The sequence below is a fragment of the Acidimicrobiales bacterium genome (genome assembly GCA_035316325.1).
GTDB lineage: Bacteria > Actinomycetota > Acidimicrobiia > Acidimicrobiales > VFJN01 > DASXTK01.
On sequence record DATHJB010000165.1, the window covers coordinates 13,095 to 29,147 of the forward strand.

22 protein-coding genes are annotated in these 16,053 nt (G+C 70.9%); all 22 read right to left on the reverse strand.

Annotated features, from left to right (window positions below):
* Nucleotides 1–1,059: a hypothetical protein gene (locus VK611_21570; GenBank protein HMG43937.1), complete on the reverse strand. Its 1,059-nt coding sequence runs from the start codon at nt 1,057–1,059 to the stop codon at nt 1–3.
* Nucleotides 1,056–2,144 (reverse strand): hypothetical protein, encoded by a 1,089-nt coding sequence (locus VK611_21575; protein ID HMG43938.1) that lies wholly within the window; start codon nt 2,142–2,144, stop codon nt 1,056–1,058. The genes VK611_21570 and VK611_21575 overlap by 4 nt, the downstream gene beginning before the upstream one ends.
* A complete protein-coding gene (locus tag VK611_21580; protein ID HMG43939.1) occupies nt 2,144–2,560 on the reverse strand; it encodes a hypothetical protein in 417 nt (138 codons plus the stop codon). The genes VK611_21575 and VK611_21580 overlap by 1 nt, the downstream gene beginning before the upstream one ends.
* Nucleotides 2,561–2,646: 86 nt before the next feature.
* Nucleotides 2,647–3,036: a hypothetical protein gene (locus VK611_21585; protein HMG43940.1), complete on the reverse strand. Its 390-nt coding sequence runs from the start codon at nt 3,034–3,036 to the stop codon at nt 2,647–2,649.
* Nucleotides 3,036–3,437, reverse strand: a complete 402-nt coding sequence (locus tag VK611_21590) for a hypothetical protein (protein ID HMG43941.1) — start codon at nt 3,435–3,437, stop codon at nt 3,036–3,038. The genes VK611_21585 and VK611_21590 overlap by 1 nt, the downstream gene beginning before the upstream one ends.
* A 12-nt stretch (nt 3,438–3,449) precedes the next feature.
* Entirely contained in the window at nt 3,450–4,544 is a 1,095-nt protein-coding gene (locus VK611_21595) for a hypothetical protein (GenBank protein HMG43942.1), read from the reverse strand.
* Entirely contained in the window at nt 4,541–5,137 is a 597-nt protein-coding gene (locus tag VK611_21600) for a hypothetical protein (protein HMG43943.1), read from the reverse strand. The genes VK611_21595 and VK611_21600 overlap by 4 nt, the downstream gene beginning before the upstream one ends.
* Before the next feature lie 2 nt (nt 5,138–5,139).
* Nucleotides 5,140–5,442, reverse strand: coding sequence for a histone-like nucleoid-structuring protein Lsr2 (locus VK611_21605; GenBank protein ID HMG43944.1), 303 nt, complete (start codon nt 5,440–5,442; stop codon nt 5,140–5,142).
* 2 nt (nt 5,443–5,444) lie between these two features.
* Nucleotides 5,445–8,615 carry a phage portal protein gene (locus VK611_21610; protein HMG43945.1) on the reverse strand — a complete coding sequence of 1,057 codons (3,171 nt, stop codon included), beginning with the start codon at nt 8,613–8,615 and terminating at the stop codon, nt 5,445–5,447.
* Nucleotides 8,616–8,724: 109 nt separating this feature from the next.
* Entirely contained in the window at nt 8,725–10,227 is a 1,503-nt protein-coding gene (locus tag VK611_21615; protein ID HMG43946.1) for a hypothetical protein, read from the reverse strand.
* Nucleotides 10,208–10,621 carry a hypothetical protein gene (locus tag VK611_21620; protein ID HMG43947.1) on the reverse strand — a complete coding sequence of 138 codons (414 nt, stop codon included), beginning with the start codon at nt 10,619–10,621 and terminating at the stop codon, nt 10,208–10,210. Before VK611_21620 ends, VK611_21615 begins: the two co-directional genes overlap by 20 nt.
* A 155-nt stretch (nt 10,622–10,776) precedes the next feature.
* Entirely contained in the window at nt 10,777–11,034 is a 258-nt protein-coding gene (locus tag VK611_21625) for an HNH endonuclease signature motif containing protein (protein HMG43948.1), read from the reverse strand.
* Nucleotides 11,031–11,303 carry a hypothetical protein gene (locus tag VK611_21630; protein ID HMG43949.1) on the reverse strand — a complete coding sequence of 91 codons (273 nt, stop codon included), beginning with the start codon at nt 11,301–11,303 and terminating at the stop codon, nt 11,031–11,033. Before VK611_21630 ends, VK611_21625 begins: the two co-directional genes overlap by 4 nt.
* An 80-nt stretch (nt 11,304–11,383) precedes the next feature.
* Nucleotides 11,384–11,635 (reverse strand): hypothetical protein, encoded by a 252-nt coding sequence (locus tag VK611_21635; GenBank protein HMG43950.1) that lies wholly within the window; start codon nt 11,633–11,635, stop codon nt 11,384–11,386.
* Nucleotides 11,636–11,667: 32 nt separating this feature from the next.
* On the reverse strand, nt 11,668–11,892 hold the full coding sequence (locus tag VK611_21640; GenBank protein ID HMG43951.1) for a hypothetical protein: 225 nt from the start codon (nt 11,890–11,892) through the stop codon (nt 11,668–11,670).
* Nucleotides 11,889–12,134 carry a hypothetical protein gene (locus VK611_21645; GenBank protein ID HMG43952.1) on the reverse strand — a complete coding sequence of 82 codons (246 nt, stop codon included), beginning with the start codon at nt 12,132–12,134 and terminating at the stop codon, nt 11,889–11,891. Before VK611_21645 ends, VK611_21640 begins: the two co-directional genes overlap by 4 nt.
* Nucleotides 12,135–12,136: 2 nt before the next feature.
* Nucleotides 12,137–12,406 carry a hypothetical protein gene (locus tag VK611_21650; protein ID HMG43953.1) on the reverse strand — a complete coding sequence of 90 codons (270 nt, stop codon included), beginning with the start codon at nt 12,404–12,406 and terminating at the stop codon, nt 12,137–12,139.
* Nucleotides 12,407–12,486: 80 nt separating this feature from the next.
* A complete protein-coding gene (locus VK611_21655; GenBank protein ID HMG43954.1) occupies nt 12,487–13,203 on the reverse strand; it encodes a DNA methyltransferase in 717 nt (238 codons plus the stop codon).
* A complete protein-coding gene (locus VK611_21660) occupies nt 13,200–13,982 on the reverse strand; it encodes a tyrosine-type recombinase/integrase (protein HMG43955.1) in 783 nt (260 codons plus the stop codon). Before VK611_21660 ends, VK611_21655 begins: the two co-directional genes overlap by 4 nt.
* 177 nt (nt 13,983–14,159) lie before the next feature.
* Nucleotides 14,160–14,837 carry a hypothetical protein gene (locus VK611_21665; GenBank protein ID HMG43956.1) on the reverse strand — a complete coding sequence of 226 codons (678 nt, stop codon included), beginning with the start codon at nt 14,835–14,837 and terminating at the stop codon, nt 14,160–14,162.
* 12 nt (nt 14,838–14,849) lie between these two features.
* A complete protein-coding gene (locus VK611_21670; GenBank protein HMG43957.1) occupies nt 14,850–15,062 on the reverse strand; it encodes a helix-turn-helix domain-containing protein in 213 nt (70 codons plus the stop codon).
* A gap of 32 nt (nt 15,063–15,094) precedes the next feature.
* A complete protein-coding gene (locus VK611_21675) occupies nt 15,095–15,583 on the reverse strand; it encodes a hypothetical protein (protein ID HMG43958.1) in 489 nt (162 codons plus the stop codon).
* Nucleotides 15,584–16,053: the final 470 nt, after the last annotated feature.

Consider the following 16,053-nt stretch of genomic DNA (forward strand, 5'->3'; position numbering starts at 1 on the left):
CTAGAAGTACTCGGTGATGATGACGACGCCGGGGGCGCCGACCGTGGACACACGCGCAGCGGTCGAGGCGCCGGAGAGGGCACCGGAGGAGCCGCCCCCGTAGTTCTTGCCGGCGGTGCCGTTGCCGGCGCCGATCGTCTTCGCTGCGCCGGACAGCATCGAGTCGGCGCCCTGACCGGACCGTGCGGCGAGCCCGTCGTTGACGATGCCGGTGCCGCCTGCGGAGCCGGGGATGTTCAGGTCTCCGCTCGCCCCGGCGCCGCCTGCGCCGCCAGCGGCCGCGGCGTTGGCGCCTACGGCCACGCCGCCCATTTGTGTGCCGCCTGCACCACCAGTGGCAGAGCAGTGCGACCCGAACGACGTCGTGCCCCCCGTCGCGCCCGCGGCGCCCGCAGCCGCGGCGACGGCACCGGCGCCGATCGTGACCGCCACGGTGGCGGCGAGGTTGTCGGCCTGGATCATCTTGCGGGAGTAGCCGCCGGCGCCGCCGCCGGCGCCCTCGGCCTGTTGGCCCGCAGCGGTCGCGCCGGTGCCGCCACCGGAGCCGCCGCCGCCAACCAGCTCGACGAGGATCGCCTTGAGCCCGACCGGCTTGGTCCAGGTCCCCGAGCTGGTGAAGATGTCCATGTCGACGCGGTTCCTTCCTGTGTCGTCGTCGAGGGTGAGCCGCGGCGTGACCGTGACGGCATCCGAGGAGACCTCGACGGGGATCGGTGCGTCGAAGTGCTCGAACCACTGGAGCGCCCCGTCGGAGTTGCGGGTCAGGTAGTAGCCGTAGACCTGCTGCACGACCCCGGTCGTCGAGCGGGTGAACGTGACGGGTGAGCGCACCGCTTCGGACGGGTCCCCGGCGGTGGTGGTCCACGCTGTCGTCATCGACACGGCGGCGTAGCCGGCGAACGTGGCCTCGGTGAACGCGGCTTGGGTGAGGGCCTCGATCTGGGTGGCGGTGAGCCCGGAGGTGACGTTGTTGACGTACAGACGCAACGTCATGTCGATGTTGGTGATCAGGTCGAGGAACGCTTCCTCGCCCTGGTTGACGACTGTGACGCTGCTCATCCGAACGCCCCTCCGAACCCGCCACGGGTCAGCTCGTCACGCACGACCTTGACCAGGTCCCGCTCGGAGGTGATGGAGCCGGCGACGTAGATGACCACGGTGGGCCCCGACGCTGCACCGGCCGGGCTGACCCGCTCGCCGGCCTGCAGGAGGGCTAGGCCCTCGCTGCCTGGGGCGCCGGGGAAGATGCCGCCTTGGTGCATCGACGGGATGTGGAACGACTTGCCGCCGACGAACGGCACCCACGACGGGGTCGTGAACCCGAACCCGCCGACCGTCGAGTTCCACAGCGACTTCACGGCCCCGAACGCGGAGGTGAAGGGGCTCGAGATGGTGCTCGCCAGCCCCGAGAAGAACCCGCCGATCTTGCCCGGCAGCCCGCGGAAGAACCCGGTGATGGAGTCCCAGTTGCGGACGATGGCCAGCACTGCGAGCCCGAACGGGCCGGTCAGGATGGCGAGCACCAGCGGCCAGTTGCGGGCCAGCCAGTCCTTCGCTTTCGACGCCGCGTTGGTGATGAACCCCCACGCCGCGGAGGCGACCGCCTTCACGTCGTCGAACCCGACGCCCATGGCGACGAGGATGCCGATGACGGCGCCGATGGCGAGGATCACGAGGGCGATCGGGCCGAGCGAGATGAGCCAGGCGGCGGCCATCACGGCGGCGGAGGCCATGGCCTGGATGCCCATGGCGATCCAGCTGGCGACGGTCGTGGCAGCAGCGGCGACGTGCTGACCGGCGGACAGGACGGCCTTGCCACCGTTGGCGAGGAGTGCCGCGCCCTGCTGAGCGAGCGGGACGACGGTGTGCTCGACGGCGTCGCCGAGGTCGGCCATGGCCATCGCGGCGGTCTCGGCGGTGAGGTCGCCGGACATGAGGGTGTTCACGCCGGAGATGCCGGCGCCGAGCCCGAGGAACCGGGTCTCGGTGTTGCCGCCGGCCTCACCCAGGCGGTCGAGCCCGCCGGCGCCCGTCTTGGCGTCGCGGCCCATCGTGGTGGCGCCGGCGCCGACGTTCTTCATGGTCTTGTCGAGGTTGGAGGAGTCACCGGCGAAGGTGAGCAGCACCTCGTTCTTGCCGGACATCAGGTCACCTCGATCCGTGCGCTGCGGGCCACCGTCATGAGCCCGTTGGTGAGGGAGTCCTGGAACCGGCCCGAGCCCTCGGCCCGGAAGTAGACGTTGTAGATGTACCGGCCCTCGACGAGGAACGGCCGCTTCACGGAGCGCCGCCTGCCGACCCGGCCACCGAAGTCGAGCCACGGGTAGTACGGGGCCCCGCTGCCGCCACCGGTGACAGTGGCCGAGGTCTCCGTCGACCGGGCCTTGACGGTGCCCTTGGCGCGGCCGGTACGCGACGGCACCCGGGCCCGGGCGTCGGGGCCGACGATGTCGGCGGCGTCGTTGAACGCCATGTGCAACGCCTTCGGGAGGTCCCGCCTGAGGTCGTTGAGTCCGCTCTGGAACTCGGTGAGACCGTCGATCTTGACCGTGGCGGCCACCGGTTCAGCCCTTCGACCTGAGCTGCTCGCGTTGCGCCAGGCGCCCGTAGTAGACGCCCCAGCGGACGTACTCGGCCTGGGCCATCTCAGCCCGCAGGGCCGTCACCGTCATCGCCAGCTTCTGCGCCAGGAAGAACTCGAAACTCAGCGCCGTCCTCCTGCTCGAAGGCGACGTATGCCTCCTTCGCCGCGGTCTCCGTCATGCCCGACAGCTGACTGATCCGCAGCGTCAGCTTCTCCAGCTCACCGGCGGGCGAGTTCTCCTGCCAGCGCTTCGCCTCGTTCTCGGTCAGCTCGGGGTCGACGAGACCGAGGGCGATCATGCGCCGCTCGATGGTGACGATGTCGGGGGTATCGCGGCAGTACAGGGCCTCGGTGCGCGACAGGGCACGCACCCGCACGGTGCCGATGCCGGGCACGTCGACGTCGGCCTCCGGCAGCCGGGCCCTGAACAGCAGCTCCTTGTCGAAGCCCATCAGACCTGGTCCGCCGTGACGACGTCATCGGAGAACTCGACCTCGGCCTCCCACATGATCATGTCGGCCACCGCGGAGGTCTCCTTGTAGGAGACGACGAGCACGTTGACGGTGTCCATGGGCTTGCCGGCCCCGGTGCCCTCCGGCCGGAACACCATCGGCACCACGGTGCCGATCAGCGGTTCGATCACCCCCCTCGGGCCCGTGGCCGTGTCGTCGTAGAACCCGGAGATCTTGGCGGTGCCGTCGAGCAGGCCGCCCTGCTTGACGTGGGCGTTCTTCCCGTACGTGGTGACGTCATGGGAGTCGCCGGTGCGGGCCCACTCCAGGTTGTTCGAGTGGGTGGACATGTCGACGGCGTTGAGGAGGGCGACCGTCCCCTTGCCGTGGATCTTGGCCATGGTGAGGTCCTCCTAGGGGGAGCCGGGGCCGGCGATGTCGAGGGTGAGGGTGGCGGCGACGTACTCGACGCCGGCCATGGAGACGATGTCGAACTCGGCGCTCTGCACCCTGACGGTGTCGAACGCGGTGTCCTGCTCCCAGTACAGGTGCTTGAGCGGGTAGCGGACGGCGGAGAGCGGGTCGGTGTCGATGCCCAGGTGGGCGGCGGCGATGCCGGCCTGGCCCTCGCCGATCGGCGTGGGGATCGCCTCGGCGTCGCCGGCGTCGGTCTCGAGGTCGATCTCGCGGGCGAGCACCGGGTCGTCCCATTCCGGCACTGGGTCGTTAATGCCCCGTTGCCGGACGTTGACGACCGTGTCCCGCAGCCGGGCCTCGACGGTGTAGGGGAAGGCGAGCCCGAACGGGGCCGGGAACCCGGCCGCCTGGCGGTTGGCGAAGCCGCTGAGCCCGTCGAGGCTGGCCTGCCACACACCGATCAGCAGCGTCGGTAGACCGAAGACGATGTTGTTCCAGATGACGACCGCGCGCTGCATCGTGTCGCGCTGGTAGCGGAGCACCAGGGCGTGCTGGGGAAGGATGAACACCCCGTCGCCGCGGTCACCGAAGAACGGCGGGTCGAACGTCGCCTCGGCATGGAAGTCGGCTGCCGTCAGGTCCTCGTGGACGTAGACGTCGCGCAGGTTCGAGAAGCCTTCGGTGGTGCCGGCGCTCAGCGTCGCCTGCAGATAGGGCCCGGCGACCACCTCGAGCGTGGACACGTTGGTGCCGTCCGCGGAGAACGTGTGCTTGACCAGCTTGTCGACGTCGGGCCCGACCCGGCTCGTCGCCTCGATCGCCGCCTTGAGCGACTGCGGACCGGAGCCGTCCATGTAGGCGGCGAGCTGGTCCCTGGACTTGCGGTCCGAGACCTTGCCGACCATGACCACCACGGGCAGCGTGAGGCGGTCCATGCCTCGGCCGTAGGTCTCGTCGAAGGTGTAGGCCTCGGGGTAGGTGACCACCGCGGCGGGCACCTGCACCTGGTCGGGTGGGAAGGCGGAGACGCGCAGCCCGGGGATCGTGTCGATGCGGGCGGCGACGTCGTCCATGACGTCGGCGAGGTTCATCCGACGCCCCGTGGCCGCTTGTAGTCGCTGAGCATCACGGCGACGTCGGGGTCGACCTTGGCGAGCAGCCGCATCTCCGAGCCCTGGTCGGGTGAGCCGGCGACACCGAACGGTGCGTTGCGGCGGGTGAAGAACCGCGACGACTGGAGCTTGGTGGCGGTCACCACCGTGGCCGGAAAGGCCGTCCAACCCCAGGGGATCGTCACGCCGATCTCGTGACGGGCCCCGCAGGGCGTGAGCTCGGACTCCGCGGTCCACGCCAGGCGGGTCCAGGGCCGGCCCTTGGCCGGGGCGTTGACGGGCTCCTTGGTGAAGGTCGCCAGGACGTCGCCGGCGACGGTGACGACGAGACCCGTGGCGGTCTGGAAGTCGTCGACGTCGACCACCCAGTAGCCCCGCTCGAGGTCGGGGCGGGCGGTGTACAGACGCTCCTCCGCGGCGGCCACCTTGCCGAACTGCCGGTTGGTCGCGTGGTCGATCGCCCTCGACGCGGCCGTGATGGCAGCAGCCAGCTCGAGGTCGTCGACGTCGTCGTCGATGCGGAGGTAGGCGGCCAGCTCCTCGACCGTCAGGTAGTCCGGTGCCCAGGCCACCGCTACTGCTCCTGGGCGGCCTTGTAGCGGGCGACGACGTCGTCCGGGACGGTGCCCCGTGAGGGCACGTCGATGCCCTCACCGCGGGCCCAGGCGCGCACCGTCTTGGCGGACGGCTCCGGGGCCGCTGCGGGCCCGGGCTCGGGCTCGAGGTCGTAGTCAACGGCCAGCGGCCGCCACAGGTCCGGGTTGTCCCGGACGATGGGATGGTCGGCGTGCGCCGTGGTACGCCCTCGACGGACCCGGTGAGGGGTCCCGTCGAGAACGACCATGGCGCTGTGCCGAGCGATGCGCAGGTCCGACATGGTCAGGTGACCGAGTCGTAGGTGACCTGGCGGACACCGCCGATGTCGGTGTTCGCGAACGCCTTGTAGCCCCAGATGGCGAGGTCGACGTGCGCGACGGGCTTGTACTCGACGCCGGCGGCGGCGCCACCCGATCCGGGGAACTCGAGGCGCTGCGGCGCCGACGCCCAACCCCAAACAGTCGCCGGGTCGAACAGCCACGAGTTGTTCAACGCCCCAGGCGTCGAGGGCAGTGCCCACGACGGGGTCCCGACCACGCCGGCGAGGTCGAGCTGAGTGAACCGGCGGGAGGCGCTGCCGCTGGCGTTCTGCGGGTTGATCTGCGGGACCAGCTTGCGGCCGTCGTTGTCCGAGGCCGCCACGAACGTCAGGTACAGCACCTGCTCGACGGCGAACATCGTGAAGTCGTAGCCCCGCACGAATTGCAGCCCGGCGACGGCGGCGTCCCACGCGGCGATCAAGACCTCGTCGACCGCAGTCGCGCCCACGCCCAGGGTGATGTCGACCGCGGCGGTGAGGGTGTTGAGGAACGTGGCCGCCGCCGACTCGAGGCCTTCGTTCCAGCCTCGGACCATCTGGTTGAAGATGAGCGTGGACACGGCGGGGTTGCCGCCCATGTCCCACACCTCTCGGGTGATCGACGCCTTCCCGCTGGTCGGCGTGGGGGTGACGGTCTGCGACGTGGTGATGAACTCGCCGCCGGTGGGCTCGACGCCCTCGGTGTGGTCACCCACCAGCCCGGTCGCCGACAGGAACTTCGGGAACATGAACGGCTGGACACCGTTGGGGGGGCCGCCCCGGTTGATCGACTCCCAGATCGGATACCGGAAGTCGCGTTGGTCGACGTACATGTCGGGCCGGTTGATCGTGGGGTTGAGCTCGTTGACGTCGCCGGTGGTGGTGTCGGCGAAGGTGCGCTGGTCGGCGAACACGGCGGCCAGGAACTTCATCACCCGCTTCCCGGCGTCGGTCTCCTGGCCGCTGTGGTCGCGGGCGAGGGCCATCTCGTGGAGGTCGTTGGAGAAGTCGTGGTCCGACCGGGTGAGGACCCCGGGCCGGCTGAACCGGTAGGGCAGGGCCTCGTGGACGAACAGCACCGGGCCACGGGTGGGGTTGACCGGCTCGGGCCCCTCGGGCTCGGGCGTCGGGGCCGCCGGCGCGGGGAGACCCAGCATCGTGGCGAACTGGCCCGACTGGATCATGTCGTCGACCTGCTGGGTGGTCAGGGTGAGGCCACCGGCCGGGGCGGCCGGGGCCTGCGGGTTGCCCTGCTGGGCCAGCGCCGCGGTGAGCTGGTCCATGACACCGGGGCGGGTCAGCACCGCGGTCAACTGCTCCTGGGTGAGCGTGAGACCGGTGGGCTCGGGAGCCGCGGGCGGCTCGGTGGTGGTAGCGGTGCAGGCGACGCCCTCGGCGTGGACCTGACCGCAGGCGTTGCACGGCAGCATGGTGTTGTCTCCTGTTCGGCTCGCGGCCACGGACGTGACGCGGGCATCGTCGAAAGCGGGCATTGCGGTGAGGGCGACTTCGCGCAGGTCGGCGCGGCGCACCAACGTCACGGCCCGGTCCTTCGGGTCCGGGGCCGTGTCGGCGGCCATGTCGAAGTCGACGCCGACCGACAGGCCGTCGAGGACGCCGTCCTCGGCGAGCAGCAGCGCCTCGTCGCCGGCGTCGCCGCGGGCGATCTTGAACTTCACGCGGAGCCCAGCTGGCGAGTCGGTGAGCTTGACGGCACGCCCGATCGCCGGGCCGTGCTCGCGGGTCAGCTTCACCCGGCCGACCTCGGACCACGACAGGGCGCCCTTCGCGAACCGGAACTTCTGGCCGTACTTGGCGCCGATCTTGCCGTAGGGCAGGGCGAGGCCCTCGATCGTGCGGCCGGCGAGGTCGACAGAGAACTCGGTGACCGGGACGTCGGTGAAGGTGAGCCCGCGGTCGGTGTCGAACGTCATCGCCGCTGGTTGGGTTGCGGTCACTGTGTCGTCCTCCTCGGCGGGCGTGTCGCCCTGGCCGGCGTCGGGATCGGGGTCGGTGACGGGGTCGGGCGGCGGGGCTGGTTCCTCGATCTCGGGCATCGGCGGCTTGCGCTCAGCCGTGCGGATCTCGTCGACCGTGATCGCCTCGAGGGCCTTCGCCGTGGCGTACGTGGCCCACCGCTCCGTGGGGTTGGGCTGCAGGTACTCGGTCGTGTTGAAGGCGACCGTGTAGCCGCGGCGGGTCACGTCGCCCATGCTCAGGCGTCCCGTGATCCCCTGCATGTAGGGGGCGAGGACCTCGTTGAGCTTGTTGCGGCGGCGGTCGACGTCGTTGGCGTAGGTGCGGCTGGTGGTGGAGATCCCGAGGTCTTCGGGGTCGATGCCCAGCGCGTTGGCGATGTCGAGGTTGACCTGCCGCTGCAGCTCGACGAGCTGCAGGTCACGGGGGGCCGGCGAGTCCACGCTGTGGTAGGTCATCGCCTTCGGCACCCACGCTGTCGCCCGCCGCTTACGAGACCACTTCCACTTCGCCAGGATCTCCTGGATCTCGTCGTCGTCTATCTCGTCGGCACCGTCGGCGGGCGCGAAGTAGTCGGCCGGCCGGGGGTCATCCGCGTACATGACCGCGGCCTTGTCGAGCGCGATGGCTCGGCGGATCTCCCGGCCGGCGTGCTGTAGGACGGCCGGGTTCGGCGAGTCGAACCGGATGATCCGGTCGCCGCCGACCGCCTTCCCGTCGACCCACACGACGCCGCGACGCGGGTCGATCCCGGACGGGAGCGGCGCCGGCGACTTGCCGTCGCCCGGCGGCTCCAGGCTGACCGTGCCGACGTCGAGGTGCCGGGCCGACACCGGGAACCCGGCGAAGTCGCTGGACGTGACCAGCCACCACCCGATGCCGTCGAACAGCAGGTCCTCGACCGTCTGCGCCAGCGTGACCACGTTTGGTACGTCGGGGTCGATCTGGCGCAGCAGCGCCGACTCGGCGACCGTGAAGTCGGGCTGGTACTGCTCGAGGGGCATCGTCGCCACGCTGCACACGAGGTTCCGGCCACGGCGCACCGCGGGCACCGACAGGGCCTGTCGCCTGGTCACCGACGTGCCGGTGGCCGAGTACATCTCGGCGAACAGCTCGACGATGTTCCGCGGTGGGCTGTCGAACGTCGCTCTGCGCTTACGGGACCACGGCCACTTCACGCCACCGGCTCCTTGAGCGCGCGGCGGGGTGTCTGCTCTGTGGAGCTCATAGAGGAACCGCCGTTTCTGTCGACGCGGCCACACGAGGTCCCTCGTGCGGCGGCATGGCTCAGGTCCCGACCACCAGCCTCGGCTTGCCCACCGGGGCGGGCAGGGTGCGTGCCAGGTGCACCGCACCAGCGAGGGCGTAGGCGGCGTCGCAGTGGCCCTCGCCCTTGCGTGAGAACACCCACGCGTCGCCGCGTCTGAGGCGCTCGGCGCCGGTGACGTGGGCGTTCAGTAGAGGGTCGTCGGAGTGCACCACCAGGCCGGCGGTCACCTGCTCGTCGAGACCCATGCACACCGCCGCGACCTCGCCTCGGATCTCGTCGACGGTGCACCCGGCCGGCGGCCAGCCGGTGCGGCCCTTGCGCGCTGCGAGGTCAGCGGCCAGCGCCGCGGCGGGCCCGGACGGGAACCAGCCGAGCGCCCTCGGCTTCACGCGGGCCAGCAGCCGAGGGAGCTCCCGGCGCAGCTTGTCCGTGCAGCCGACGCCGTCCCACGCCTTCACGACCTCGCCCCGCACCCGGCCGTCATCGAGCTTCGCTGCGGCGGCCAGCGTGGCGTGCGTCTGGTCTGGGGCGACTTCCAAGCACACGGCCACTCGGCCCCGCACACCGGACAGGTCGCCATCCTCGTGGCCTCGATGCCACGCCCCGGGGTCGATCGCCGGCGCGAGCTTCCGAACCCGAATGCACATGTTCTCCGTGCGGAACCCGGCGAGCTTGTCGCCCCCCTTGCGCACCGCGGCGGCAGCGTCGTTGAGGAGGGTCTCCGCGGCGATGCGCCTTCCGAGGTTGGGGTTCGCCTGGGCCAGGGCGTGGACATCCTCGGGGTCGGCGTCCTCCTCAGCCGACCACTCGAACAGCCCGAGCTGGGTGTCACCGACCCCCGTGGCGATGAACGCCAGGGCCTCGTCCCGGAGGTCGTTCAGCACGACCGACCCGTCGTCGCCCATGTTGGTCAGGGCCCACGCCTGGAAGGTCGCCACGGCGTTGCCGGCGTTGACCGAGGCGTCCCACGCCGAGTAGTCCCGGTGCTGGCGCAGCTCGTCGAGGATGAGCCGGTAGACGGTCAGTGACCGGCCGCCCTCGGCGTTGCTGGCAGCGATCTTGTACCGGGAGCCCTCGGTCGTCCAGCTCTCCTGCTCGCCGTTGGCCTCCCGCTTCCAGCGCCTGGGGCTGTGGGCACGTAGCCCGTCGAGGTCGGGGCTCGCCTCGGCCAGGGCCACGGCCTTGAGCCAGCTCTCCCGGGCGTAGTCGACCTTGGTGCTCGTGCCGAGGATCAGGGGGACGGCCTCGACGAACTGCCAGTACAGCGACAACACGACGGCTACGAGCGTCTTGCCGTTTTGGCGGCTGACGCAGACCAGCAGCTTCCGGAACCGGGGAAGCCCGGTGGGGAGCAGCTCGCAGCCGTGGATGACCAGCCACTGCTCCCACGGGTCGAGCGGGTGGCGCAGCACCGCGTCGGCGAACTCGATGACGTCGAACCCGTAGGACGTGGCGGGGGTCAGCTCGCGCAGTGGCGGCGTCCACAGCCGGGGTGTCGTGCTACCCAGTACCTGGGCCACGTCGAGCCCGCAGCTCGTCGAGCTTGCTCGGGCCGCTGACAACCTGGCCACCCTCCTTCGTGCCCCGTGCGGCCGGTGTCAGCCCCAGCGCCGTCAGGGTCGCCAGGTACTTCGGACCGAGATCCGACGCCACGGAGTGACGCCCGAGGGCGTCGGCGATCTTCCGCAGCGCCCGGTCCACCTCGTCGTCAGGCTCATCGCAGCTGGCCACGGCGCGCGCCACCTTGAGCAGGTGCTCCTCGTACGCCGACCGCGGCGCTGACTCGTCGAGTAGCGCAGCGAGGCGCTTCGCCAGGGCGACCGTGGCGGCGTCGCGGTCGTCGACCGTCGCCGCCCGCAGCGCCTTCGCCAAGGCCCGAGCGATCGGCCCCGATCCTGCACGATTCGTGCCCATAGGCCACGCTCCGGGGCGATCAGGGGCGATCCGGGCTCACGGGGGCGGGGTGCGGGGAGAGAGAAACTCCGGACAGCTCGGTGTCCAGGGCCCGGGCCCCATGGGGAAAAACGGCGGGCGTCGCGCTGATCGCATCGGCGATGTGGCGCAGTCGGTCACCACCGCGTCCTCGGCTTCGGTTGAGGGTCGGGTGCCTTGGTCGGATCGCCGGTCGACAGGTTGCACCACTCGCACGCGGCGACCAGGTGCGCGGGGTCGTCGCCCGTGACTGCCCTGCCATGGACGTGGTGCACGTGGGTGGCCACGCCGGTGCAGCCGTCGAGCTGGATGCGGCAGCGGTACCCGTCACGGGCCAGGACCTGGGCGCGGGTACGGCGCCATCGACGAGTGCTGCCCTTCGCCCATGAGCTCACGCTGGCGACCAGGCGCCGGCGGTGATGAAGCCGTGCAGCCCGCAGTCTGGGCACAGGATCGACGGCACGACGGTCAGCGGATCCGACGACACCACCGAGTGGCCGTCGCCGAGGCGTAGGGCCGGGGCGCACACGATCTGCGTGTCGTCGATCACCCTGCAGGCATGCTCGATGCGGATCGAGCCGTCCTCGTAGTAGAGGACGATGACGGCGCCCAGCGGCTGCGACCGCACCCAGCCCGGTGGCACTAGCCGAGCCGTGGTGGTCATGGGTCACCCCTCGGTAGGTGGTGGCCTCAGCCCACTAGCCACCGGGCCGGGCCCTCCTGTTTCGTCCCGGTCCCATCGGTTCAGTAGGTGGCCACCGACATGACCCGCACCGGCCGTCCCTGGAGCACCGAGTGCAGCCACTGCGCCCGGAGCTCCGACATCTCCCAGGTCGTCCGGATCCCATCCCGGCCCTCGATGACCAGGCGCACGCCCTGCGCCGGCGGCGGGCTGAGGAAGTACGCAGGCGACAGCAGGTCCTCGAGGGCGAAGTACGCCGACGCCGGCGAATGGGCCTCGGGTGGCTGGCCGGGGAAGATCCCGCCCTGGTGCATCTTCGGGGAGCCCAATCTTCGTGCCGACGGGCCTAGAGCAGCATCCGCATTGGGTAGGCCTCGATGTCCCGGTTGCGTGGTGGCCGGCACTGGGCCAGCTCCTCCTCGAACTGGGCCTGGTCCTCGGCGACGTCGACGGCGATGCGGGTGATCATGCAGTGGATCGGGATGCCGCTCTCGGTGTGGCCCTCCCAGATGCGGGCGGGCACGCCGTTGACCTCGACGACCTTGGTGGTGGACTCGATCCTGATCCTCATGGGTGCACCATGTCGGGGCAGCCGCACGCCCGGCCAGATGGAGGGACGGGGCCGTCGGCGGTGCAGTCGTAGCCGAGGCACCGGTACGGGCACTCCGCGCCCTCGCCGACGTTCTCGCCGTGGCTGTTGTGGCCGCCCTCGTTGGGGTGCGAGGTGTCGTCGTGGCGATGCCAGTCGGCGGGGTGTTCGCAGCGCTGGCACAGGTCCACGTCGGTGCGCGTGTGCGTGACGGTGCGGGTCATGGCTACATGCTCAACCCGGAGGGGTTTGGACGCTCGATGGCCGGGTGGAAGTCGCCGACGAGGGACCGGACGAAGCAGTCCTTGGCCTCGAGCAGCTTGCGCAGGCCGGTGGTGAGCTCGGGCCCGTCGGGCAGCCGGCCGATCATCTCTTCGGCGAGGCCTGCGCACTCGGCGGCGACCGGCTGCAGGTGCTCGGGCAGGTGGTCATGCTCGAACCAGCGGGCGATCTGCCGGGTGCTGGGGTGCCGTTCGCTGAGGTCCAGGTTGATCATGGTCGCGAGTTTCGTACCGCTTTGCTCCGGAGTGGGGCATCTAGGCAGCGAGAGAGGACCGCTTCCCTTGAGAAGCGGCACTATCTGGGCGCAGCCAGGGCTGCGAGGTCTCCCGCCGCCTTCTCGCAGTGGCGTTCGTCGATCTCCATACCGATCGCCTGGCGTCCCTCGGCCTGGGCCGCGAGCAGGGTGGACCCACGACCAGCGAACGGGTCGAGGACGGTCTCGCCGAGCATCGACGACGACTCGATGAGCTGCCGCAGGAGCACTACCGGCTTGGGCGTCGCATGCGGGCTGTGACGGTCCTCCAGCTGCCCGGCGTTCGCCCGTGGCACACGCACGATGCTGCCGCGCCGCAACCGGGCTGCGAGACGCCCATCGCCTGCCGCTCGGCCCGACGGCCGGGACACATAGACCCCGAAAGTGATCGGCTCCCAGCTCGGGCCCCAGGGCAGCGAGAGATCGCCCATGCCCAACATGGCCTTGTCCCAGACGAGCTCGGCGGTGGTGCCGATCGGCAGGCCGGACAGGTCAGGTCGACCGAAGACGTACAGGTGCCGGTGGCTGCGGAGCAGCCGGAGGCTCGCCGCCAACCCGGCCTCGACGAGCTCGTCGGCCTTGTCGCCGTCGCCGTTGATCCGCGCCAGCTTGTTGGTGCGGTGGTTGCTCTGCCAGTTCACGCCGTAGGGCGGGTCGGTGACGATGAGGTCGACCGAGTCGCGAGGAAGGCTCGGGAGCACCTCGCGGCAATCACCGTGGTAGAGCGTGATCTGGCCGTCGTCGTAGTACGGGGTCATGCCGCGGCGTGCGCCCGCTCGAGGGCACCGTTTCGACGTGGCCGGGCCCCAGCGGCCGCCTGGTCGACGTCGAGGACCTGACGGAGGACCTCGAGGACCTGGCCGAGGCCTTCGACGGCCTGGCGCAGGGCGACGTCCCGGCTGCCGGCGCCGACGGTGTCTGGCTCGTTCCAGCTGCGCTGGCGCATGTGGTCGAGCAGCACGGTCGGGCGCAGGTCGTGGATGTAGCGGTCGGTGGTGGCGAGCGACTTGTGGCCGAGCTGGTCCTTGATCTCGTACACCGATGCTCCGGAGTCGGCCATGTCCGAGGCCAGCGAGTGGCGCAGGCCGTGCGGGTGGATCCGCTTCGTCAACCCCGCCCGGGCGCCAATCCGGGCCAGCGCGGCCCGCACGTAGCGGGGCTGCAGCGGCCGGCCGTGCTGACCGGCCGAGTAGGTGGCGAACACGCGGTGGTGGGCGCCGAGGCCGAGGGCCTGGCGCGTGGCCATCCACAGGTCGATCAGGGCGCAGCTGTAGGCGTCGATGCCGACCGTGCGGGCCCGGCGGCCCTTGCCCTCCCGGACACGCACCGTCTGGGCGACGGTGTCGATGTCCCGGGGCTCGAGATCGAGGCACTCCTGCAGGCGCAGCCCGGCCCCGAACAGCACGGCGATCAGGGCCCGCATCCGGATCCCGGTCAGGCTCCGGCGCGACGCCGCGGCGAGCAGCTGCAGCACCTCGTCGCGCGTCAGCGGCTCGGCCGGGAACTTCCGGCCCTTGTTCGTCGGCGGCCTGGTCATGGCGCCTCCCCTCCCCCAGCGGGGGCTGATGGCGACCGGCCCCCAAACGCGCAACAGCCGCCCGAGCGGTCATGTCTCGGACGGCTGAAGCATCGACGTACGTGTCGAACCTGCCGGCACCGTAACACGCCACCTGCGTTTGTCCAGCTAGACGCTGGTTTGGAGTTTGGAATTCGCTCAGGTCACGTGGATGCGCCAGCGGCCTCGTTGTTCGTGGTCGCTGATCTGCTTGTCGCTCGGGAGGTACCCGGCCCGGGAGCCGGCGGCCGCCGTCTGGCGCACGAAGCTGTGGCAGGCCTCGCAGAGCGCCTTGGCGCGTTCGAGGCGGTCGCCGACGGTGCCGGTGGCGTAGATGGGGCGATCCCAGCCCTTGCCGCGCTTGCGGGTGCAGTGGTCGCAGGTCTTCGGCGCCGGCGGCCCGGTCTTGAGGAGGTCGTCGAGCGACGCCAACGCGCCGAACGCCCTCTGGACGCCGGCGACAGCGGAGTCGACCGCCTGGACGGCGCGGACGGTGAGCTCGTGATGGCGGTCACGAAGCTGTCTCACTGCCCGCTCGTCAGGCTCGATCCGCGCTATCACCGTGCCCTCGACGGAGGTCACCGCGACGACGTCGGCCGGCCCGTTCTCATCCGCCTCGACGGCGACGACCGGCCCGCCACGGCCGCCGCCGCCGAGAGTCCCGGTCGGGTAGCCATCCGGGACCGACACGCCTGTGCCGTCCCGTTGGACCGCCCGGACCAGCCGGGCCTCGAGGTCGTCGATGCGGCGCGGCTGCCCCTTGGCGGGCGCTTCGCCCAGCGCGCGCAGGGTCTCGGTGAGGCGTTGGATGGAGACCGTCGTTGGGAGCAGCGCCACGCCGCACCGGGCTCACGCCGCGCCCGACGGCCGGTACTGGCGTTGCCGTCGAAGGAAGCGCACGAGCTCGACCCGCTCGATCAACGTCCGGGAACCGGTCTTGCGGGCGAGCAGCTCGCCGGTGGCCAGGAGCCGGTAGACCTGCCGGCGGGACATCGACAGCTCACGGGCCGCGTCCTCAACCCGGTAGGCGAGCAACGAGGGAGCGCTACCCGACCGATCCATGGGTGAAGGCTGCCAGCGGCGCACCCGGTTGGCTAGTAAACACGCTGATCAGACACCGTCTTGACCAACTTGTAGTGCCTGGCCGTGCCATAGCGTGCCACGCTCCGTGGCGGCGGGGAGCCGATCGTAAGCTCCGCGACGTCATGCCGTTCTCCGGCCCCGATGTGCGCCCCTGGCACGAGGCCGTCGACTGGTCGCAGGTCGCCGGCGCCGGCCACCGCCTCGGCTGGTGCCCCGCCACCACGGGCATCGCCGGCGTCGACCCGCGGTTCGAGTCGAACTGGCCCGCGATGGCGGCCGCCGGGATGGTGCGCGGGGCCGTGCACACCCTCAGCACGTCCTATGTCGGCCGCAGCGAGGCCCGCCACTTCGCCAACGTCCTCGGCGACCCCACCGGCATGCTCACCGCCGTCGCGGTCCAACCCGACGGCCACCGCCTCGACGATCGGCTCCCCGCCATCGAACAGGTCGCCGACTTCGCCACCGAGTGGCAGCACCTCACCGGCCACCCGCTCATCCATCTGGGGCGCGCCTCGCAGTGCGTGCGCCGGCGTCGCCGGCCTCTGCGGACTCACCCTGTTCACCGGCCACCAGGACGCCCTGCACGGGCTCCTGGGCCTCGAACCGGCGCCCGAGCCCTTCACCCGCCGGCTGCTGCGCCGCATCGTCCTCGGCGGCCTCAAGCTCCCACGGAGACGCCCACCCGCCGGCGGCCCGTGACGAGCTCCCCTCGAGGGGGGTCCCACAGCGACCGCCTCGTAGAGCCACATCACGAGCCCCTCACCGTTGCCCGGATGCCGGCGATGAACACGACGACGAAGACGACGGCGGCGGCGATCACCAGAAACGTCAGGGCGTACGAGCCGAGGTGGCGGATCACCTTCATGATCCCTCGAGGTCCTGGAGCGGCACCCAGTAGCCGTCCACCAGCTCGATGAGGCAGCCCTTCACCAGCTCGTAGCGATGCCCCAGGCCGAGCTCGTCGCCGCGC